Annotated in this window: 16 protein-coding genes and 1 tRNA gene; 6 read left to right on the forward strand and 11 right to left on the reverse strand. The window is 32.6% G+C overall.

The window, feature by feature from the left end; translation table 11 throughout:
* Positions 1-239: 239 nt before the first annotated feature.
* From ACN0TY_RS07920 to panB, 4 genes are all read right to left on the reverse strand, one after another.
* The gene (locus ACN0TY_RS07920) at positions 240-1,301 is read right to left on the reverse strand and encodes a vWA domain-containing protein (protein ID WP_417444037.1); all 1,062 of its coding nucleotides are present in this window, start codon (positions 1,299-1,301) and stop codon (positions 240-242) included.
* Positions 1,302-1,630: 329 nt separating this feature from the next.
* The gene (locus tag ACN0TY_RS07925; RefSeq protein WP_417444038.1) at positions 1,631-2,122 is read right to left on the reverse strand and encodes a DUF4252 domain-containing protein; all 492 of its coding nucleotides are present in this window, start codon (positions 2,120-2,122) and stop codon (positions 1,631-1,633) included.
* A 33-nt stretch (positions 2,123-2,155) separates the two neighbouring features.
* Positions 2,156-2,848: an RluA family pseudouridine synthase gene (locus tag ACN0TY_RS07930; RefSeq protein ID WP_417444039.1), complete on the reverse strand. Its 693-nt coding sequence runs from the start codon at positions 2,846-2,848 to the stop codon at positions 2,156-2,158.
* 91 nt (positions 2,849-2,939) lie between these two features.
* Positions 2,940-3,758, reverse strand: coding sequence for a 3-methyl-2-oxobutanoate hydroxymethyltransferase (panB, locus tag ACN0TY_RS07935; RefSeq protein WP_236959709.1), 819 nt, complete (start codon positions 3,756-3,758; stop codon positions 2,940-2,942).
* Positions 3,759-3,964: 206 nt separating this feature from the next.
* On the opposite strand from panB, the gene ACN0TY_RS07940 reads away from it, so the two are divergent.
* Positions 3,965-6,118 (forward strand): alpha-L-fucosidase, encoded by a 2,154-nt coding sequence (locus ACN0TY_RS07940; protein ID WP_417444040.1) that lies wholly within the window; start codon positions 3,965-3,967, stop codon positions 6,116-6,118.
* Positions 6,119-6,243: 125 nt separating this feature from the next.
* Here the strand turns inward: ACN0TY_RS07940 and ACN0TY_RS07945 are convergent, their stop codons facing one another.
* The 6 genes from ACN0TY_RS07945 to ACN0TY_RS07970 form a co-directional block, all read right to left on the reverse strand.
* Positions 6,244-8,622 carry a prolyl oligopeptidase family serine peptidase gene (locus ACN0TY_RS07945; RefSeq protein ID WP_417444041.1) on the reverse strand — a complete coding sequence of 793 codons (2,379 nt, stop codon included), beginning with the start codon at positions 8,620-8,622 and terminating at the stop codon, positions 6,244-6,246.
* Between the two features lie 113 nt (positions 8,623-8,735).
* The gene (locus ACN0TY_RS07950) at positions 8,736-9,275 is read right to left on the reverse strand and encodes a mechanosensitive ion channel domain-containing protein (RefSeq protein ID WP_236959706.1); all 540 of its coding nucleotides are present in this window, start codon (positions 9,273-9,275) and stop codon (positions 8,736-8,738) included.
* Positions 9,276-9,279: 4 nt separating this feature from the next.
* The gene (locus ACN0TY_RS07955; protein ID WP_417444042.1) at positions 9,280-10,185 is read right to left on the reverse strand and encodes a septum formation inhibitor Maf; all 906 of its coding nucleotides are present in this window, start codon (positions 10,183-10,185) and stop codon (positions 9,280-9,282) included.
* Between the two features lie 32 nt (positions 10,186-10,217).
* Complete coding sequence (locus ACN0TY_RS07960) at positions 10,218-10,811, reverse strand: Maf family nucleotide pyrophosphatase (protein ID WP_236959704.1); 594 nt, start codon at positions 10,809-10,811, stop codon at positions 10,218-10,220.
* Between the two features lie 77 nt (positions 10,812-10,888).
* Positions 10,889-11,419: a KdsC family phosphatase gene (locus ACN0TY_RS07965; RefSeq protein WP_236959703.1), complete on the reverse strand. Its 531-nt coding sequence runs from the start codon at positions 11,417-11,419 to the stop codon at positions 10,889-10,891.
* Positions 11,400-12,167, reverse strand: a complete 768-nt coding sequence (locus tag ACN0TY_RS07970; protein ID WP_417444043.1) for a Rossmann-like and DUF2520 domain-containing protein — start codon at positions 12,165-12,167, stop codon at positions 11,400-11,402. Before ACN0TY_RS07970 ends, ACN0TY_RS07965 begins: the two co-directional genes overlap by 20 nt.
* A gap of 381 nt (positions 12,168-12,548) precedes the next feature.
* Here ACN0TY_RS07970 and ccsA point away from each other — a divergent pair, with 381 nt between their 5' ends.
* From ccsA to ACN0TY_RS07995, 5 genes are all read left to right on the forward strand, one after another.
* A complete protein-coding gene (gene ccsA / locus ACN0TY_RS07975; RefSeq protein ID WP_417444044.1) occupies positions 12,549-15,746 on the forward strand; it encodes a cytochrome c biogenesis protein CcsA in 3,198 nt (1,065 codons plus the stop codon).
* 111 nt (positions 15,747-15,857) lie between these two features.
* A complete protein-coding gene (locus ACN0TY_RS07980) occupies positions 15,858-16,238 on the forward strand; it encodes a hypothetical protein (protein WP_417444045.1) in 381 nt (126 codons plus the stop codon).
* 172 nt (positions 16,239-16,410) lie between these two features.
* A complete protein-coding gene (gene bshB1, locus ACN0TY_RS07985) occupies positions 16,411-17,127 on the forward strand; it encodes a bacillithiol biosynthesis deacetylase BshB1 (protein WP_417444046.1) in 717 nt (238 codons plus the stop codon).
* A 61-nt stretch (positions 17,128-17,188) separates the two neighbouring features.
* Positions 17,189-17,264: transfer RNA gene (locus ACN0TY_RS07990), tRNA-His, on the forward strand.
* A gap of 121 nt (positions 17,265-17,385) precedes the next feature.
* Entirely contained in the window at positions 17,386-17,814 is a 429-nt protein-coding gene (locus ACN0TY_RS07995) for a DUF1801 domain-containing protein (RefSeq protein ID WP_417444047.1), read from the forward strand.
* Between the two features lie 78 nt (positions 17,815-17,892).
* Here ACN0TY_RS07995 and ACN0TY_RS08000 read toward each other — a convergent pair whose 3' ends face one another.
* Positions 17,893-19,461: a M28 family peptidase gene (locus tag ACN0TY_RS08000; RefSeq protein ID WP_417444048.1), complete on the reverse strand. Its 1,569-nt coding sequence runs from the start codon at positions 19,459-19,461 to the stop codon at positions 17,893-17,895.
* Positions 19,462-19,553: the final 92 nt, after the last annotated feature.

The raw sequence follows: 19,553 nt of genomic DNA on the forward strand, positions 1-19,553 counted from the left end.
TTATAATTAAATACGGTGCTTTCTGTAATGAGAAATATGTAATCACTTTAAGTATTAATACTAAAACTATTAGTGAGTTGTATGGGTAAGATGCTATTATAGGTAATTACTAATTATAAGGTTTTAGAATTATCAGTGAAAGTTAGTGTATGAGTTCTTACTCATAAATGTGTAGGATTCAAAAAAAATAGGCTGCCTTTTTGGGTAGCCTATTTTTTTAAATATTGGTTAAGGAATGTTTATTCACAACCTCCAGTAAATCCTTCAGCGTTAAACTCTGTTTGTACAGCTCCTTGGTTTTCTCCTTGTACTGCTTGGATAACCAATAGATTAAGTCCACTTCCATCTCTTTTAGGACTACAGTATTCAAATAAGTAATAACTACTTGCTTGTCCAGCAACATTATCAGAAATTTCTTCAAAGGTATCCTCTAAATCATCTTTATCATTAGCAAAAGCATATCCTGTTTTTCCTATTTCCTCTAAAACATTCTTGTCTATTTCATCACCTAAACCAATGGTAAAGAAAGATATATTTTCATTTGCGTTTTTAACTGCATTAGTAGCATCACTTTCTTTGTAACGTGCAGCTTGATCGGTTCCATCAGTAAATATGACCACTGAAGATGCAGCAAGAATATCATTTTCTTGATTCTCATTTAGAATTCCTGTTGCAATTTCTGTAGACTTAATTACAGCACCATATAAATCAGTAGAAGGGTCGTTGCTAATATTATCAGTAATTCCTTCAATAGCTGCTGTAAGTTCTGCTCTGCTAGAAGTAAGAGGATTTAACTCGTGTAAAACATCTTCTCCGTCAAACCAGTAAATTGCCATTTTGTATTGCTCGTCTGCATCTGCAGGCATTACTTCATTTATAAAACTAACAGAAGCTGCTTTTAATTCTTCTAAACTTGTACTTAACACACTATTACTTAAGTCTAAAACAAGTAATGTATTTGTATTGAATATCTGAGTATCGGGAGAAATTCTTCCATTAGACTCAGATGGTGAAATTGGTTTGTAGCAATTGTCATTTCTTCCTTTTTCAAAAATATTAAAATTGCTAGATTCTAAATTAGAAACAGGCTCTCCATCTTTAGTATTCACTTTAAAGAAAACAGAAACTTTTCCTGGTAATGTGGTAAATGTCTCTTGTATGGTTAGAGATAATTGCTCTTCTCCCAAACCGAGGCAGTCATCTACACCAGATCCTGATGAGAAATCGTCATCAGAAGATCCGCAAGCATAAAATAGACTTACAAGACATAATACACTAAATATTGTTTTAATTAATTTCATGTGCTTCATTTTTATTTTAAATAAGTTCAAGCAAATACTATTTTGTTTATAGCATTGCGTTTTAATATTGTTATACCCAATATGGATAAAACGTTTCAAAAAGATTAAAATTATATTACAATACCAAATGTTTAACTTTTTATAAAGAAAGATAAATTGATATAAAGTGTAGTTCTAAAACTAGATGGGATAGCTGTTTTATTTATAGTAGTTTAGCTAGTTTGTATAGGGAGCAAAAAAATTTAAAGCTAAAATTTTTTAACTCTCTAGTTATATTGAGTTTAGCTTATTTTCTTAACTTTTTTTTCGCTGAGTAATAGTTGAATAATTTAATATTTTTGATCGAGGAGGTTATTGAAATTAGAAAAGTCATCATTTTCTGCCATTTTTTTGATTTTATCGGCATCAAAGTTTCCTTTCAGGTAAAGTAAAGAATTATTAGCACCTTTATTGTTGTGGAGAATAATTTCTTTAATGGTATTTCCTTTTTCTTTTACGGTTAAAAGGCTTTGAGTATCGGTAGTATTCTTTCTGAAAATATCTGAATAACCACTCTTAGTAATTTTGTCAATTTCTGAGTTTATCTGCTGATTTCTTAGTGCAGTATTTCCAGGGATATTCATATATCTAATATCAGAAACATTATTTATAAGAGCATCTACTTCTGGAGAAAGATTCCCAATTAGAGAATACATAAATTTAGGCACCTGTACCGCAGTTACGTTCGTATCATTTTTATGTGCATCATAAAAACTTTCTACAGAACTACCGCAAGAAGTTAATAAAAGAACGAGTCCAGCAAATAGAATTTTTCTAATCATGATAAGATATTTTCTTAAAGATAGTAAAAAAATCTATGTGCATGCATCCCATAATGGATCTTTGGGTAGGGGAGCGGTAACACTTATAAGTTCTTTTTTAACAGGGTGTTCAAACTCTAGTTTTCTAGCGTGTAAACTTATACTCCCATCTTTATTACTTCGGTCGAAATTGTATTTTAAATCGCCTTTTATAGGGCAGCCAATAGAAGAAAGTTGAGATCTTATCTGATGATGACGTCCCGTTTCTAGGTTAATTTCCAATAAATAATAATTGTTAAGGCTTTTTATGATGGTATAATCTAAAATTGCTTTCTTGCTGTCTGGAACCTCATTTTTATGAGCGTAAGACTTATTCTGCTTTGGATTTCGTTTCATCCAATGTATCAGCTTATCAGATTCTTTTTCAGGTTTATTTTTTACAATCGCCCAATATGTTTTTTTAGCATCTTTCTCTTTAAAAAGCTTATTTAGTCTTGGTAATGCCTTGGACGTTTTTGAAAATAAAACAATACCACTGGTCGGTCTATCCAAGCGGTGTACCACACCTAAATATACGTTTCCAGGTTTATTGTATTTATCTTTTATATATTCTTTTACAACTTCAGAAAGTGGTTTGTCGCCAGTCTTATCACCTTGAACAATGTCTCCTGCACGCTTATTAATAATAATAACATGGTTGTCTTCGTAAAGAACTTGGAGATTTTCTTTGGTTGAATGCTTACTCATTCGCTTCGTATTAGCTTTTAAATGATGAAGATTAGGTTTATTGAGATGATTGTGAAGTTATTTTTAAATATAACGGCCTATCACTTCAAGTTTAATATTGTTCTTCGTCGTTAGGGAAATCCTTACTTTTCACGTCGTCAACATATTGAGATATAGCATTTGTCATATCATCATATAGATTTAAATAACGTCTTAAAAAACGTGGATGGAATTCGTGTGTCATCCCTAAAAGATCATGCAATACTAATACTTGTCCATCAACACCATTACCAGCTCCAATTCCAATAATAGGAATAGAAACAGATGCTGCCACTTCTTTTGCAAGCTTTGCTGGGATTTTCTCTAAAACAATAGCGAAGCAACCAGCTTTCTCAAGCATTTTAGCATCTTCTTTTAGCTTTTTGGCTTCTTCTTCCTCTTTTGCTCGAACGGTATATGTTCCAAATTTATATATTGATTGTGGAGTGAGTCCTAAATGCCCCATGATAGGGATTCCAGCATTTAAAATTCGCTTTGTAGATTCTTTAATTTCTTTACCACCTTCTAACTTTACTGCATGAGCACCACTTTCTTTCATTATTCTAATAGCAGAACGTAATGCTTCTTTAGGATCCGATTGGTAACTTCCAAAAGGGAGGTCTACAACAACCAAAGCTCTATTTACAGCTCTAATAACAGAAGATGCATGATATATCATTTGATCTAATGTGATAGGAAGTGTAGTTTCATGACCAGCCATAACATTACTAGCAGAATCTCCAACTAAAATCACATCGATACCAGCGCCGTCTACAATTTTTGCCATCGAATAATCGTAGGCCGTTAGCATAGAAATTTTCTCGCCGTTTTGCTTCATTTCAACCAACGACTTTACTGTAATTCTTTTGTATTCTTTTTTTGCTACTGACATCTGTTCAGGTTTAGGGTATAAAATTACTGTTTTCGTTAGAGAATAACCATTTATTACGGTAGGAAATTACTATTTTAAGATTTATAATTTATAGCATAGACGTCAAATAGTTTATATGAATGAGTTTAGTATTACAGACTTTATAAAAGTAATTGTAACTTTAATTTTATAAATTGCTTCAAATATAAATCAACCAATTACTATACATGTTTAAATCTATTTCTACATTATTAATCTTCCTGTCTTTTTTTGGAGGATTTTCACAATCTAAAGTTGAGAATGAGACTACAAACCTAATAAAGAATTCATATTACGATGGAGTCTCTGTTGCTGTTCCAAAGAATGTATCGGAAGCTGAAGCATCTAAATTGTCCTCTATGGTGAGACCTTCTGCTCGTCAATTGAGATGGCAAAATTATGAAATGTTAGGTTTTGTACATTTCAACTTAAATACGTTTACAGGAATGCAATGGGGTTCAGGAAAAGAGGATTTAAATATATTTAATCCTAAAGAACTCGATACAGACCAATGGGTAAGTACTTTTAAAAGTGCTGGAATCACCTCTGTTATTTTGGTTTGTAAACACCATGATGGTTTTACTTTATGGCCAAGTAAATTTAGAGAACGTACCATAGCGAAAACTCCATGGAAAGATGGAAAAGGAGATGTAGTAAAAGAATTTATGGACGCTTGTAGAAAACAGGGAATTAAAACAAGTATTTATTATTCACCTTGGGATAAACAAGCACCTTATGGTGAAGACTCTTATAATGATCTTATGGTTAATGAATTAACAGAATTATTAACCAATTATGGAAATATAGACTTGGTATGGTTTGATGGAGCTGGACTCGATGAAAAGACAAGTGGAGTAAAAATGAAAATTGATTGGCCTAGAGTTTATAAGCTTATTCGAGATATACAACCGCAAGCATTAATTTCTGGTGCTGCCCCAGATATTAGATGGGTTGGTAATGAGGCAGGAAAAGGACGCTTTACCGAATGGAGCGTTCAAGGAATAGAGAGTATGGAAGCCGATTTTTCGGGATACGACAGTGGCGTACCATTAACAAAACCAACTTTAGGAAGTGTAGAAGAAATTAAAAATTATGAGCAATTAGCATGGTATCCTGCAAGGGGAGGGTTGCCTGTTAGAGTACAGTGGTTTTGGAAACCAGGTCAACACAATAGAGGCTTGGATTATATGATTAATTCCTATTTTGAAACTGTTGGTCAGAATAGTAATCTTTTAGTTAATTTATCTCCAGATAATAGAGGTCTGATTCCAGATGAAGATGTTCTTTTACTTACGAAGTTTGGAGAATATATTAAAGAGATGAAAAAGCATAACTATGCTAATGGAGCAGTTGCGTCTGCAACAGAAACTAGAGAAGGAGGATATGCTGGAAATTATCTTTTTGATGATGATATAAGAACATCTTGGGTTGCACCAGAAGGTAAAAGTACAGGAACAATTACATTAAAACTTTATGGTAGTCAAAATTTTAATGTTGTAGAATTACAGGAGAATGTTGTAGATTTTGGACAACGTGTAGAAAAATTTGAGATTGACGCTTATATAAATGATAAATGGGAGACTATTGGTAATGGAACTACTATTGGGATTCGTCGTTTCTTAAAAGTTCCAAATACCCAAACGGATAGCTTACGAATTAGAATAACAGATAGCAGAAATAGTCCAAGTTTATCAACTGTACGATTATACGTAGCTCCACCATTGTCTCCGTTGGTTTCTGTGGATAGAGATAAAAAAGGGAGAGTTTCAATTGATGGAGCTTCTACGAAAGTACTTTACACCGTAGATGGAAGCAGTCCGCAAGAGAGTGGAGTGCTTTATGAGTCGCCGTTCGAATTGCGAAATGGCGGAGTAGTAAGAGCAATAGCTGTAAATTCTGAAAAAGATAACTTTATTCAAGAGACGAGAAAAACCTTTAGTATTTTACCTGATGAATGGGATATTTCTAAGGGGAAAAATATGGATTATTGTTTAGATGATAACCCTGATACTGTTGCGGAACTACCTGAAAGTAAAAAAGGGAATACCTTTTTTGTTATTAATTTTCCTCGAAGCACAACGGTTAGTGGTTTTGGATACGTCCCTCCTTCTAAAGATCCATCAGTTGGAGGTAGAATAGAGGAGTATGTAATTTATGGTCTCGATGAAAGTGGAGAGTGGAAGGCTCTTGCAAATGGTTCGTTTGGGAATATAGATAACAATCCGATAGAAAGAAAGGTGACTTTTAAAAACGCAGTAGAAACAAAAGCTATTAAAGTTGAAATTAATAAAGTATCAAAACAACATAATACAGTGCGTATTGCAGATTTTAAAATCTATTAATAAAGAAGCTTTCTGATTTTTTCAAATCAAGATTCAGCTAAGTAATTTTAGTATCAATAAAAAAGGATCCGATCTCTCTAATAGCTGAGAAATCGAATCCTTTTTTTATTCAGGACAGAAATAATTTAGTTTTTCTTTCCTAAAAGACTTTCATTAAACAGGTTGAAAATTCTAGTATATTCATCTGTCCAACTACTAGGCTCTACAAAACCATGCCTTTCTACTGGATAAACAGCCATTTCCCAATTGGTTTTTCCTAGCTCGATAAGTTTTTGAGAAAGGCGTACCATATCTTGGAAATGCACATTATCATCTACCATTCCGTGTAAAATAAGTAAATCTCCTTCCAAACCATCAGCAAAATATATAGGAGAGCTTTTTCTGTATGCAAGGCTATCTGTTGTTGGAGTATTTAAAATACGAGCTGTATAGCCATGATTGTAAGCTGCCCAATCTCCTACAGATCTTATTGCAGCACCAGCCGTAAAAGTATCAGCTTCATTAAACATTCCCATTAGTGTAATAAATCCACCATAAGAACCTCCATAAATTCCAATTTTATCTTTATCAATTCCATGTTCATTTACCAAATAAGCCGCACCGTCTACCTGATCGCTTAAATCTTTTCCTCCCATATGTCTGTAGATGCCTGTACGCCAATCTCTACCATATCCTGCGCTTCCACGGTAATCAATATCCAAAACAGTGTATCCGTTATCAACTAAAATATTATGAAACATATATTCACGAAAGTAAGAACTCCACCATTTATGTGCATTCTGTAAATACCCAGCACCGTGAACAAAGATTATTGCCCCTTTATTTTTTACTTCTGTAGCTGGTTTGTAGATTCTTGCGTGTACGTTAGCACCATCATTTGCTTTAAAAGTTATGAACTCTGGAGCTCTCCAATCGTACGCTTCAAAATCTTTGGTTGTAGAATGTGTTACTTGTTTTGCAACGGCATTTTTATTATAAATTGGATTTTCCTTTATATACAATTCCGTAGGTTGATTGGCGTAAGAGTAGAGGATAGCCATTTGCTTTTCATCAGGAGAAAGCGTGACATCATTTCTTCCTGTCTTGGAAGTTAATTGCTCCATTTTCCCGCCATTTAAAGACATTCTATAAAATTGACGATCTCCAGGATGCGTTTTGTTTGCTGTAAAATACCAATGCTTCTTATCGTTAGCGATTTTAGGGTTATAAATTTCAAAATCCCCAGAAGTTAGCGCTTTTGATTTTTTATTAGTTGTATTTAAAGTATAAAGATGTGAATATCCAGTTTTTTCCGATTGAAACCATATACTTTTATCATCTGGCATCCATCCTAGTTCACCACCTCGATAACCACCAATTCCAGGTCCTGCAATCCAAGCGATATCATGCTGGTGATCCAAATTAGTTACTGTACCATCTTCCGTGTTTAATAAAACAATCCATCGGTCTTTATAGTCGTTCGTATTGATGTCTAAAACAGCTTTACTACCGTCTTTATTCCAAATAGGGCCACTTATATATCCTATTCTATTATCATTTTTATATGTTTTATCAGGATAATCTTTAGTGTATTCAGGGATATAATCCAATCCTTCAAGATTGTCTAATGCAACAGGATATGTTTTTCTGTTTTCAATATCATATATAAAAAGCTCATATGTATCGGGCTTATTTCCTACTTTAGATCGTGTGTGTTGATCTTCAGTATAGCCAGATTCTGTAACGTAATGTGGGGTAATAGTCCCTTTATTGTCTTCCCTTTCTACCATTAAGTAGCTTACATACTTCCCATCTGGACTTATATGTTGGTTTTGAATAGATTTACCTTCAGAATAAATTGGAAGAGGAGCTTTTAGAGCTTCCTTTTTATCAAAATAATCCTGTCTATCTTTTTTAGCTTTGCGTTCACTTAAAACATCGAAAAGAGCTAATTGGTCTTGGTGTAGCCATTCATCTTTTTCATCTCTTTTATTCCCGTCTTTCTCTTTTCCGTTATTGAAATCGGTAATTTGTTTTGTTACTCCAGTTTTTATATCCCAGGTATAAATATTTTTATTACTGACATATGCTATTTGCTGTTCATTGTTAGTAAAATGAACATTCCCTTCGTAATCTTGAGTATTGGTAATTTGAATGATTTCTCCGGAAGCGATTGTCGTCATATAAACATCACCATTCTTACTGTATATTTTTTTTGATTTATCGTTGTTATAAATCCCGTAAGGAGAAGGAAGGTTATAAGAAGCCTCAAAACCTACTTTTTTTGTTGTTTCTGAAGCTGTATTATATGTATATAGCGAATCGCTGAATGCATTTTCTGGATTCCAATTAAAGAGGATGTTTTTTCCGTCAGCAGACCAATGGGCATTTGAAGGTAAATGACCAACAAAATTGTCCCCTTGCATAATCTGCTTGATAGATAATTTAGAATTGTTATTTTTTTGTGCTTGCGTGAAGCAAAAACTTGTTAATAGAAGTAAGCTTAGAAGTGTAGTTCTTTTCATTATAAATGTTATGATTATTGAAAAAACCAAATATAATCATTTGTTATAATAGGAAGAACAGAACTAGCAGTTATAAATTTTTAAACTGTTGTTGAAAGTTAATAAGCAAATTATTATAGCGTACTGGCACCATCATCTTCACGATCTGGTTTGTTAATTACAACAATTCCCTTTTGTAGCATTAAACTATTGGGGTAGGTAATAAGTTCTCCGTCATCTGTGCGTAAATGTAAATGGAATGCTTTTATATCCTCAATAATTGCTTCTGAAGGGAAGTCTTTATCTTGAATTCTAATACGATCTCCAATTTTAAAAGGGAATGAAAAGAATAAAATAATTCCGGCTGTAACATTACTTAATATAGACCATGAAGCAAAAAAAGCAACACCAATTACCGCAAAAGCGGAAGAGAAAAATAGACCCAAATCTTTAAAGTCTAAGCCCCAAATAAAACTAATTACAATGGCACCAACAATGAATATAAATGTATTAAAATACTTTAAGATAAGTAAGGTTCTATTTCTGTCTATGTCACCAATTTTTCCTACCTTTTTTATGGCTTTAAAAAGTAAGAATCGAACTAGAAATAGAATAAGAATAACGACAAGCGTTCTTATTATTTCGTCTTTGTATATTACTAAGTATTCTGTCATAAAATTATAAACCTAATGAGTCCCGCAAAGATACATCAGTTATAGATTTTTTTGACCAATAAGCAGATTTAATTGTTCTGATTTTTTTAGCTGTGGATGTCAGTTTTTTAGCATCTTTTCCAAAGCCACTTTTGTAAGTTTCTTGCCAATTATCAATAGTGTGTGGAAATTTTGTTTCGAAGTTGATAACAAGTGTTCTCTCTAAATTAGGATAATAGATTTTATAAGAAGATAAAGCGCCCTTTTTGTCGAGAGAAGCTTCTGCTTTGAACTTCTTAACAGGTATATGTTTTAGTCGGGTGTATTCTAATGAAGGGATAAGATCTATATTTCCTATTGGTAAATCTTGAGGATTGATTCTTATTTGTGTCCAAATTTCATCTTCCAAAAGACTTTCTTCTATTTTATAGTTTTGGTCAGCTTCATTTTCAAAATAAGAATGAGAAGTAACTTCAAATCTATCTCTATTGTTAATTTGTGTATAGGCTTGTCCGCACCATTCTGTAACGGTATTGGTTACTTTAATGGCATGATCTTGATAGCTAATAGGAAAAAAAGTACTCGTCATTATTGAGTACGGATAAATGCCTGTTATATAATTTTTAGTACTGTTAAGCTTTAAAACGGTAACATCATTGTCAGATGGATTATCAGCTTTTACTTGCTTATTTTTTAAAAAGGGCTCCGACACAAAAATAAGTACAGATTTTCCATCTCTAACTTCTCCGTAGCGTGCTTGAGATAACTCGTAAGAGGTGATTTCTGCCTCTCCAGAAAACCAATATTTTCGGAAATCGTCAGTTAATTCTCGAGAAACTTTTTTAGTATCTGTACTTGTAAATCCCCAATAAATGGCAGAGATAGCAAGAATTATAATTAAAAATAAAGATAAGTACTTTGTTGTTTTCATCTGAACCTACTTTAATTTAAAATTACAAAAAACTATTCTATTACTAGGGAGTTTAAAGCTTTATAAACTTCATAAACAGGCAAGCCAACAACATTTGCATAGGAACCTTCAATTTTAATAATTCCTATTTGACCAATCCATTCTTGAATTCCGTAACCACCAGCTTTGTCATAAGGTTTGTAATTGGTTACATAATACTCAATTTCATCTTCTGTAAGCTCTTTAAAATATACTTTGGTAATATGATTGATAGTTTTTTCTATTTTTTTAGTAGTAAAACAGACAGAGGTAATTACTTCATGCATATTTCCAGAAAGCGATCTCAACATAGCCATGGCTTCCTCTTTACTTCTTGGCTTTCCAAGGGCTTCTTCGTTGTGCCAAACAATAGTATCCGAAGTTATTAGAATATCATTCTCTTTGAGTGTCTCCTTATGTGGTAACGATTTTAGCTGAGCTAGATAATCAGAAATTTCGTATTTATATAATCGCTTAGGGTATACTTCTTCAACTTCTTTTAAGCGGATCTCAAATTCAATACCTAGGTCTTTTATAAATTGTTGCCTTCTAGGAGAACCAGAAGCCAGGATAATGTTATAATCTTTAAGTCTGTCGTTTAAAATCATTTTTAATTATTTAATTAAAGTGAACAAAGTAAAATGTTTGAAGCTTTACAAAATAAAAACCTATCGATTACAATTTTTTAGTCGGTTTTTGCATCAAAACTATCTTTCCACTTACCCTGTACTTTCAGGACTTGCTCAATCACATCTCGAACGCATCCTTTTCCACCTTGTTTATGAGAAATATATTTTGAAATCTCTTTAATTTCAGCAACTGCATCATTTGGGCAACAAGGCATTCCTACCATTTTCATAACATGGTAATCTGGAATGTCATCTCCCATATAAAGAACATTTTCAGATTTAATATTATAGACATCAAAATATTCATCAAGTGTATCTATTTTATTGCTCACACCTAAATGAATATCAGTAATCCCTAATCCTCGTAATCTTGAGCGAACACCTTCGTTACTTCCACCAGAAATAATACAAATATTATAACCCTTATCTAAGGCAGTTTTCATAGCATAACCATCTTTTACATTCATGGTTCTTAGTAATTGCCCGTCTGAAGTGATTGATATAATTCCGTCTGTTAAAACGCCGTCTACATCAAAAACAAAAGTAGTAATGTGTTCTAGGTATTCTTTATAACTCTTTTCTTCCATAGCTATTAATTATAGATGTTGTTAGTAGTTTGTATATTTCTTTATGCGCATCTTTTTCTAGTAATTCGAGATGCGAATTTATGGTTTTTGTATCGTTTCTTTTTGCGGGTCCTGTTTGAGATTCTTCAGGAGTAAGTGTTTTTATTTTTTCTGAAGTTTCTTCAATAAGAGGCTGTAGAATATCAAAAGGGATATCATTCTGCTTACAGATTTCATTTCCTATTTGGTACATATGATTCACAAAATTATTTACAAATACAGCGGAAAGATGAATAGCTTTTCGTTGTTTAGAATCAATTTTATAAACTTTATTAGAAATAGATGCTGCTAATGTTTGTAGCATTTTTAGGTCTGTATCATTTTCAGCTTCAATACAAATAGGGATTTCTTCAAAATTCACCTCTTTATCAATAGAAAAAGACTGCAACGGATAAAACACACCTCGTTTATTCTTTTCATTTAAATCCAGCATAGAAACATTGCCAGAAGTATGTACAACCAGTTTGTTAGAGAAAGGAAGCTCGTTAGAAATATCAGCAATAGCATTGTCACTTACAGCGATCACATAAATATCTGCTTCAATAATGTCTGCTAGCTCATTAGTTACACGTGTTTTATCCTCGAAAACTTTGATAGCAGAAAGCGATCGATTGTAGCATTGTACTACGTTTATAGAGTTATTTTCATTAAAAACTCTAAACAAATGATGCGCTATATTTCCTCCTCCTAGGAGCACAATTTTTAACATGTTGCTAAATTACGTAATGGTGACCATTTTGGAGATTAAAAAGGAGAAAAAGTTAGTTATTATAAAAGTTATCACCAATATTTTGAAGTTTTTAATGCCGATTATTAGCACTATGTCGTTTTCTAAAGATAGATTTATATGTAAGAAATGTGAGCTGTATTAAACATACTATCAAAACGTTTATTATGCAGTCTATGAGTGGTAATAGGTCTCTTAAGCTTATTTGTATAGACGGTTATCGTCTTTGTAAAGAAATAAAGCTATAATATTACTAAGTGTAGATTATAAGTTCTTAATAATTCTTCTAAATTAACGTTTTAAATCACAAAAAGGACTTATTTTTGCGAACTGAAATTCAATTGGTAAAACTCTATAATACTGATGTTAGATTCTCTTAAAAAAATTATATTTTCTACTCGTTTAATGGCTATCCTTTTTGTTGCATTTGCAGTATCAATGGCGCTAGGAACTTTTATTGAAAACTGGTACAGTACAGAAACTTCTAAAATTTGGATTTATAACACTTGGTGGTTTGAACTCATCATGTTATTTTTTGTTATAAATTTTCTTGGTAACATTAAGCGTTATCGTTTATTTCAGAAAGAACAGTGGGCAGTACTTTTACTACACTTATCTTTTATAGTGATCATAATGGGAGCTTTTGTTACCCGTTACATTGGTTACGAAGGGGCAATGCCTATTAGAGAAGGTTCTTCAGTGGATTATATTCTTACGCAACAAAAATACCTTAGTGTTTTTGTTGATGGAGATGTAGATGGTGAGCCACTAAGAAAACCTCTTCAAGATGAAATAATGGTAACTAGTGAGGCTATAAAATCTTCGCTTCCATGGAAATCAGATTTTAAAGGAGAACCTTTTAAAATTTCTTACGCAGGTTTTATTGAAGGAGCAGAAGAAGGACTTATTGAAACCGAGAATGGTGATAACTATCTTAAGATCGTAGAAGCAGGTGGAGGAAACAGACATGATCATTATTTGAAAGATGGAGAAGTAGCCAATATTCATAATATATTATTCGCCTTAAATAAAGAAACTCCAGGAGCTGTAAATATTACGGTTAACGATTCTGCGAGCACTATAAAATCACCTTTTGAAGGTACTTTTATGAGAATGGCAGATCAGTTTCAAGGAACTGTAGTTCAAGACAGCGTACAAGAATTAATGTATCGTTCTCTTTATAACACAGCGGGAATGCAATTTGTTTTTCCTGATCAAATGATAAAAGGTGAATATGGTGTTGTAGAAACGAAAGAGAAAAATGAAAATCAGCAAGACGCAATTATATTAGATATTACTACTGGTGGAGAAACGAAACAAGTTAAAGTTTTAGGAGGATCAGGACATCTTACAAACCCTAAGACTGTTACCGTTGGTGATTTTGACTTTCATCTTTCTTTTGGTTCTATTAAAAAAGACCTTCCTTTTAGTATTACTTTAAATGATTTTATTGCTGAAAAATACCCAGGTACAGAGAAGGGATATTCTTCATTTATGAGTAAAGTTACCGTAAATGACGAGCGTACTTTTGATTATGATATTTATATGAATCATGTATTGGATCATGGCGGGTATCGCTTCTTTCAGTCAGGATTTGATCCAGATGAAAAGGGAACAATACTTTCTGTAAATCATGATTATTGGGGAACTTGGATTACCTATTTAGGGTATTTCTTATTATACACGGGACTTATGGGAATTATGTTCTTCGGAAAAACGCGATTTATAAAATTAGGAGAGATGTTAGAAAAAGTAAAAGCAAAGAAAGCTACTTTATCAACTATTGTAATCCTTTTTACAGTTTTTAGTGGGTTTACTCAAAACATTCCAATGCATGGAACGATAGACCACCCAGAAGATCAGCAAGTAAAAGAAGAAGAACACATACATGTTACTCCGCCAACAAAACACCAAATAGATTCTATTTTACAAACTACAATAGTTCCAAAAGAACATGCAGCTAAGTTTGGGGAGTTAATTATTCAAGATAGTAAAGGAAGGATGAAGCCTGTGAATACATTTGCTTCTGAATTGCTTAGAAAACTAAGAAAGTCTGATACGTTTGAAGATTTAGATGCTAATCAAGTATTGGTGTCTATGATCCAGAATCCTGCATTATGGTATAATGTAGACTTACTATATATAACCAGTAAGAATGATAGTATTAGAACTGTTATTGACGTTCCTAAAGATCAAGAGTATGTAAAAGCGGTCGACTTTTTCGATGGAGTAGAATATAAATTGTCTCCATACCTTCAAGATGCATATGCTACAAATACACCTAATCAATTTCAAAAAGGTTTTAGAGAGTTTGATTTAAAGCTAGGATTGGTTAATCAAGCGCTAGGGGGGGAGATTCTTAGAATCTATCCGTTGCCAGACAATGAAAATAATAAATGGATTTCTGCAACAGCTTTTAAAAATGAATCTTATAAAGTTAACGATTCACTTTATGCTAATTTTATAAACAAGTCTTTATCTTTCTATGTGATGGCTTTACAACAAGCTAAAAGCACAGGAGATTATACCCAAGCAGATAAAATTATAGAAGCTTTCAAACAGAATCAAAAAAACTATGGTTCTGAGGTATTGCCTTCAGAAACAAAAATACAAACGGAGATTATTTATAATAAGTTAAATATTTTCGAAGAGCTTTTAATCTGGTATATGGTTATAGGTTTAGTGATGTTCACCGCTATTATTATTCAGATTTTTAGAGATTCTAAAGCACTCAGAATTATTATTAACGTATGTAAAGTAGCTATCTTTATCATGTTTGCTCTACAAACTTTAGGATTAGCAGCAAGATGGTATATTAGTGGACATGCGCCGTGGAGTAATGCTTATGAGAGTGTGTTGTATGTGGCTTGGAGTACAATAGGATTAGGGTTGTTATTTGCTAGAAAAAGTAACCTTACACTTGCATCAACAGCTTTTGTAACAGCAATTATACTGTTTGGAGCACACATGAATTGGATAGATCCTGCCATAGAAAATCTACAACCTGTTTTAGATAGTTATTGGTTAATGATTCACGTAGCAGTAATTGTAGGAAGCTATGGACCGTTTACATTAGGAATGATCTTAGGTGTTGTAACGTTATTATTAATAACTTTTACTACAAAGAAGAATAAATCTAAAATGGAGCTCAGTATTCAAGAGCTTACTATTATTAATGAACTGGCGCTTACTGTAGGTCTTGTTATGTTAACTATTGGAAACTTTCTAGGAGGGCAATGGGCTAACGAGAGTTGGGGTAGATATTGGGGCTGGGATCCAAAAGAAACATGGGCGCTTATAAGTATTATGGTTTATGCTTTTGTAATTCATATGAGGCTTGTACCAGGTTTACGTGGTCGTTGGGCTTACAACTTTGCTAGTATTTTGGCATTTGCGAGTATCATGATGACATATTTTGGTGTTAACTTTTACCTTTCAGGATTACATTCATATGCAAGTGGAGATAAAGTAATTACGCCAATATTTGTTTATTATACAGTATTCTTTGTATTTGTTTTAGGAGGCGTAAGTTATTGGAGATATAAAAAGGTCTTTAAGTAATTTATATTCTTTGTAAGTTTTATCTGATGATTATTTTTACTCTTATGGTGAAAATAATTCTATAATGTTGTATATTTATTTGACATTAATGTTGGACATAAAACTTTTAAAATGAAAAATTTAGCACTTATTTTAGCTTTTGTCGCCAGTATTTTATTTGTAAACACTAGCGAGGCTCAGTCAGATTTCCCTAAAGCCGATTTTTTAAATACTATGAATAGTTTCGATGATATTGGACTGAACTTATCATCAGACCAATCAAGTGAACTTAAAGATTTAAATTCTGGAATGGTAGATAAAGTCTCTAGTGTTCTAAATAGCGATAAGGATAAGGAAAGTAAGATTTCTGAATTGAAGAATATTAAAAGTGATACCAAAAAGAAAGGAATTGATATTCTTGGAGAAGATAATTTTAAGTCTTACAAGAAGTCAATGAAGAAGAAACTTAAGCCTTTTAAGAGAAAGACAAAGCTTGTTAAGTTTGTGCTGTAAAAAAAATTATTAAGATCAATATATAGAAACCGCTTAAAAGTGAAAAATCACATTTCATCTTTAAGCGGTTTCTCTTTTCTATTATACCCGTTACTAAATTAAGCCATAAAAACTTACACTTTGAATTGATTGATGTATTTTTGAATTATAATTTATTGAAAAAGAATTACAGATGAAATTAGATATACTCGCATTTGGCGCTCACCCTGATGATGTAGAATTAGGATGTGGGGCCACAATTGCAAAAGAAATAAAACTAGGGAAAACCGTAGGAGTTGTAGATTTAACTAGGGGAGAACTAGGAACTAGAGGTACAGCGGAAATTAGAGATAAAGAGGCTGCTAATGCCGCTAAAATTCTTGGGATTGAAGTTCGTGAGAATTTATGTTTTTCAGATGGTTTTTTTGTAAATGATAAAGCCCATCAGTTGGAAGTTATTAAAATGATTAGAAAGTACAAGCCAGAAATGGTGTTGTGTAATGCGGTAGACGATAGACATATTGATCATGGTAAAGGAAGCAAGTTAGTAAGTGATGCATGCTTTTTAAGCGGTTTAAAAAGGATAGAAACAGCAATCGATGGAAAGACTCAACAAGCGTGGAGACCTAAAGTTGTTTACCATTATATACAATGGAAAAATATAACTCCTGATTTTGTAGTGAATGTAGATGGATTTATTGATATTAAAATAGAAGCCATTAAAGCATATAGTTCTCAGTTTTTTGATCCTAATAGTAAAGAGCCAGAAACACCAATTACCAGTAAAAACTTTTTTGATAGTGTAGATTATCGTGCTAGAGACTTAGGAAGGTTAATAGGAGTAGAGCATGCGGAAGGTTTTACTGCAGAAAGATTACTGGGAGTGAATGAGTTAGGAAATTTGTTGTAAAAAAGATAATTTTTTCTTTGCAAAAGGGATAAAATGATTTACATTTGCATCCGAAATAAACGGTGGTTGTAGCTCAGCTGGTTAGAGCATCGGTTTGTGGTACCGAGGGTCGCCGGTTCGAACCCGGTCTTCCACCCAAAAGCAAAAAGGCTTCCTTAAAAGGAGGCCTTTTTTTGTACCTTTATTTTAAAAGCTTCCGTATATTTAAATCTTCAGTTTAAGAGAATAGTTTTTTATAGTTTCTTTCAATATTAATAAATGGAGAATTTAGAAGTTATCGTTGATCCAGCAGTTAAAAATGTTTTTAATAAGTATCCCGCTTCCGTTAAAAGTAAGATGCTAGCACTTCGTGAGCTAGTATTAGATACAGCAAATAGCGTTGAGGCAATAGATAAGTTAGAGGAGACTTTAAAATGGGGGGAGCCTAGTTATGTTACCAAGATAGGAAGCACACTTAGGATGGATTGGAAATCTAAATCTCCAGACCAATATGCTATGTACTTTCAATGTAGTAGTAGTTTAGTATCTACTTTTAGGTTACTTTTTGGAAATACGCTTACATTTGAAGGCAATAGAGCAATTATTTTTAAATTGGAAGATAAGATACCAGAAGAAGAATTAAAGTGCTGTATAAAAGCTGCATTAACGTACCATAAGGTAAAACATTTACCTACGTTGGGAATTTAAAATATAATTTAAGTTTAGAGCATAAAAAATCCCGTTGGTTATAAAGTCAACGGGATTTTTTTATGTGTTTATCTATTATTATTTAGTAGGCATTGCTTTGTCTACTTTAATTCTTTCAGGTCTATTTGCAACCTCCCATGCTGTTTGGAATACAAGTTTAGCTCTGTTTGTTAGTAAATCGTAATTTATTTTGTCTGGAGTATCAGATATTTTATGGTAATCTGCATGTGTTCCGTTGAAGTAAAATATAATAGGAACATTATGCTTTGCAAAGTTGTAATGATCACTTCTATAGTAAAAACGATTTGGATCATTGTCATCATTATAAGTATAATCTAATTCGATATTAGCGTACTTTTTATTTACTTCTTCAGAAATTTCATGTAACTCCGTACTTAATTTATCAGAACCAATTAAGTAGATGTAGTTTCTGTCTCCATCTCTTTTTGGATCAATTCTACCAATCATGTCTATATTTAAGTCGGCAACAGTTTTTTCTAACGGAAAGATAGGGTGTTCAGAGTAATACTCAGAACCAAGAAGTCCTTTTTCTTCTCCTGTTACATGTAAAAACACGATTGATCTTTCTGGACCATTTCCTTCGTCAGCGGCTTTTTTAAAGGCTTCAGCAATTTCTAAAATAGCAACTGTACCACTTCCATCATCATCAGCACCATTAAAAACATTTCCATCTGCATCTACACCAACATGATCTAAATGAGCAGAAATAACAAGATATTCGTCAGGTTTACTTTTTCCTTCTATAATAGCTACTACATTTTCAGAATTTTTATCTACAGTTTTATTTTCAATATTTAAAGATATTTTGGAATCTAAAACTTTAGCGTCATTTTTAGAATCGATATCAGCATATAATTTTTTAGCGGCTTTTTTGTCAACAAAGAAAGTAGCTAGTTTATCATCGTCACTTTTAAGACTCATACTTCCACCGTCAGCAGATTCTAGATAATGATTGTACCTTCTTAAAGAGCGATTGTAGTATGCATCATCATAATAAATAACACCTTCTGCACCTTTTTCTTTCGCAATTTTTATTCTTTTAGAAAGTGTCTCTCTCCAATTAGACCAAACACTAGGGTCTTTAGTTCCTGTAAGAATATAAGAACCATAATCGGTTACTGGCTCTCCAATTTTTATAAGGACATATTTACCTTTTACATCAATATTTTTATAATCCGAATATTTGTCAGTATCGATACCAAAACCAGCATATACCAATTCATAAGATTTATTTGCAACAGAAGAAAAAGTAATAATTCCATTTCCTAGCTCAAAATCATCACCTCCGTAAGAAATTGTTCCTTCTGGAGTTCCACTAATTTCTAAAGGAACATTTTGGAAATAATCATCGCCACCTTTTGCAGCAGGAATTCCTAACTTTAGATACTCGTTTTTTAAATACTCTACAGCTTTCTTTTGTCCTTCATCTCCCGTGTTTCTTCCTTCAAATTCATCTGAAGCATAGGTATATAGATGTTCTTTTAACTCACCTTCCGTTATGGTATTGGCATAAGAAACTCGATCAGATTTTTCTTCGGTTGTATCTTTTGAAGTAGTGCTACCGTTTTGTTGTGCACTGTTACAAGCAAACGCAAAGAAAAGCCCTGCATATATTATTTTTTTCATTCGTAATAATTGTTAATCGTTGATTTTTTCCAAATATAGGTATGAGAAACAAATAAAAAGTCGATTTAAATTATAATAACATGTTAAAATTA

Origin of the sequence: Joostella sp., from assembly GCF_048266025.1 — a bacterium.
Lineage (GTDB): Bacteria > Bacteroidota > Bacteroidia > Flavobacteriales > Flavobacteriaceae > Galbibacter > Galbibacter atrarenae.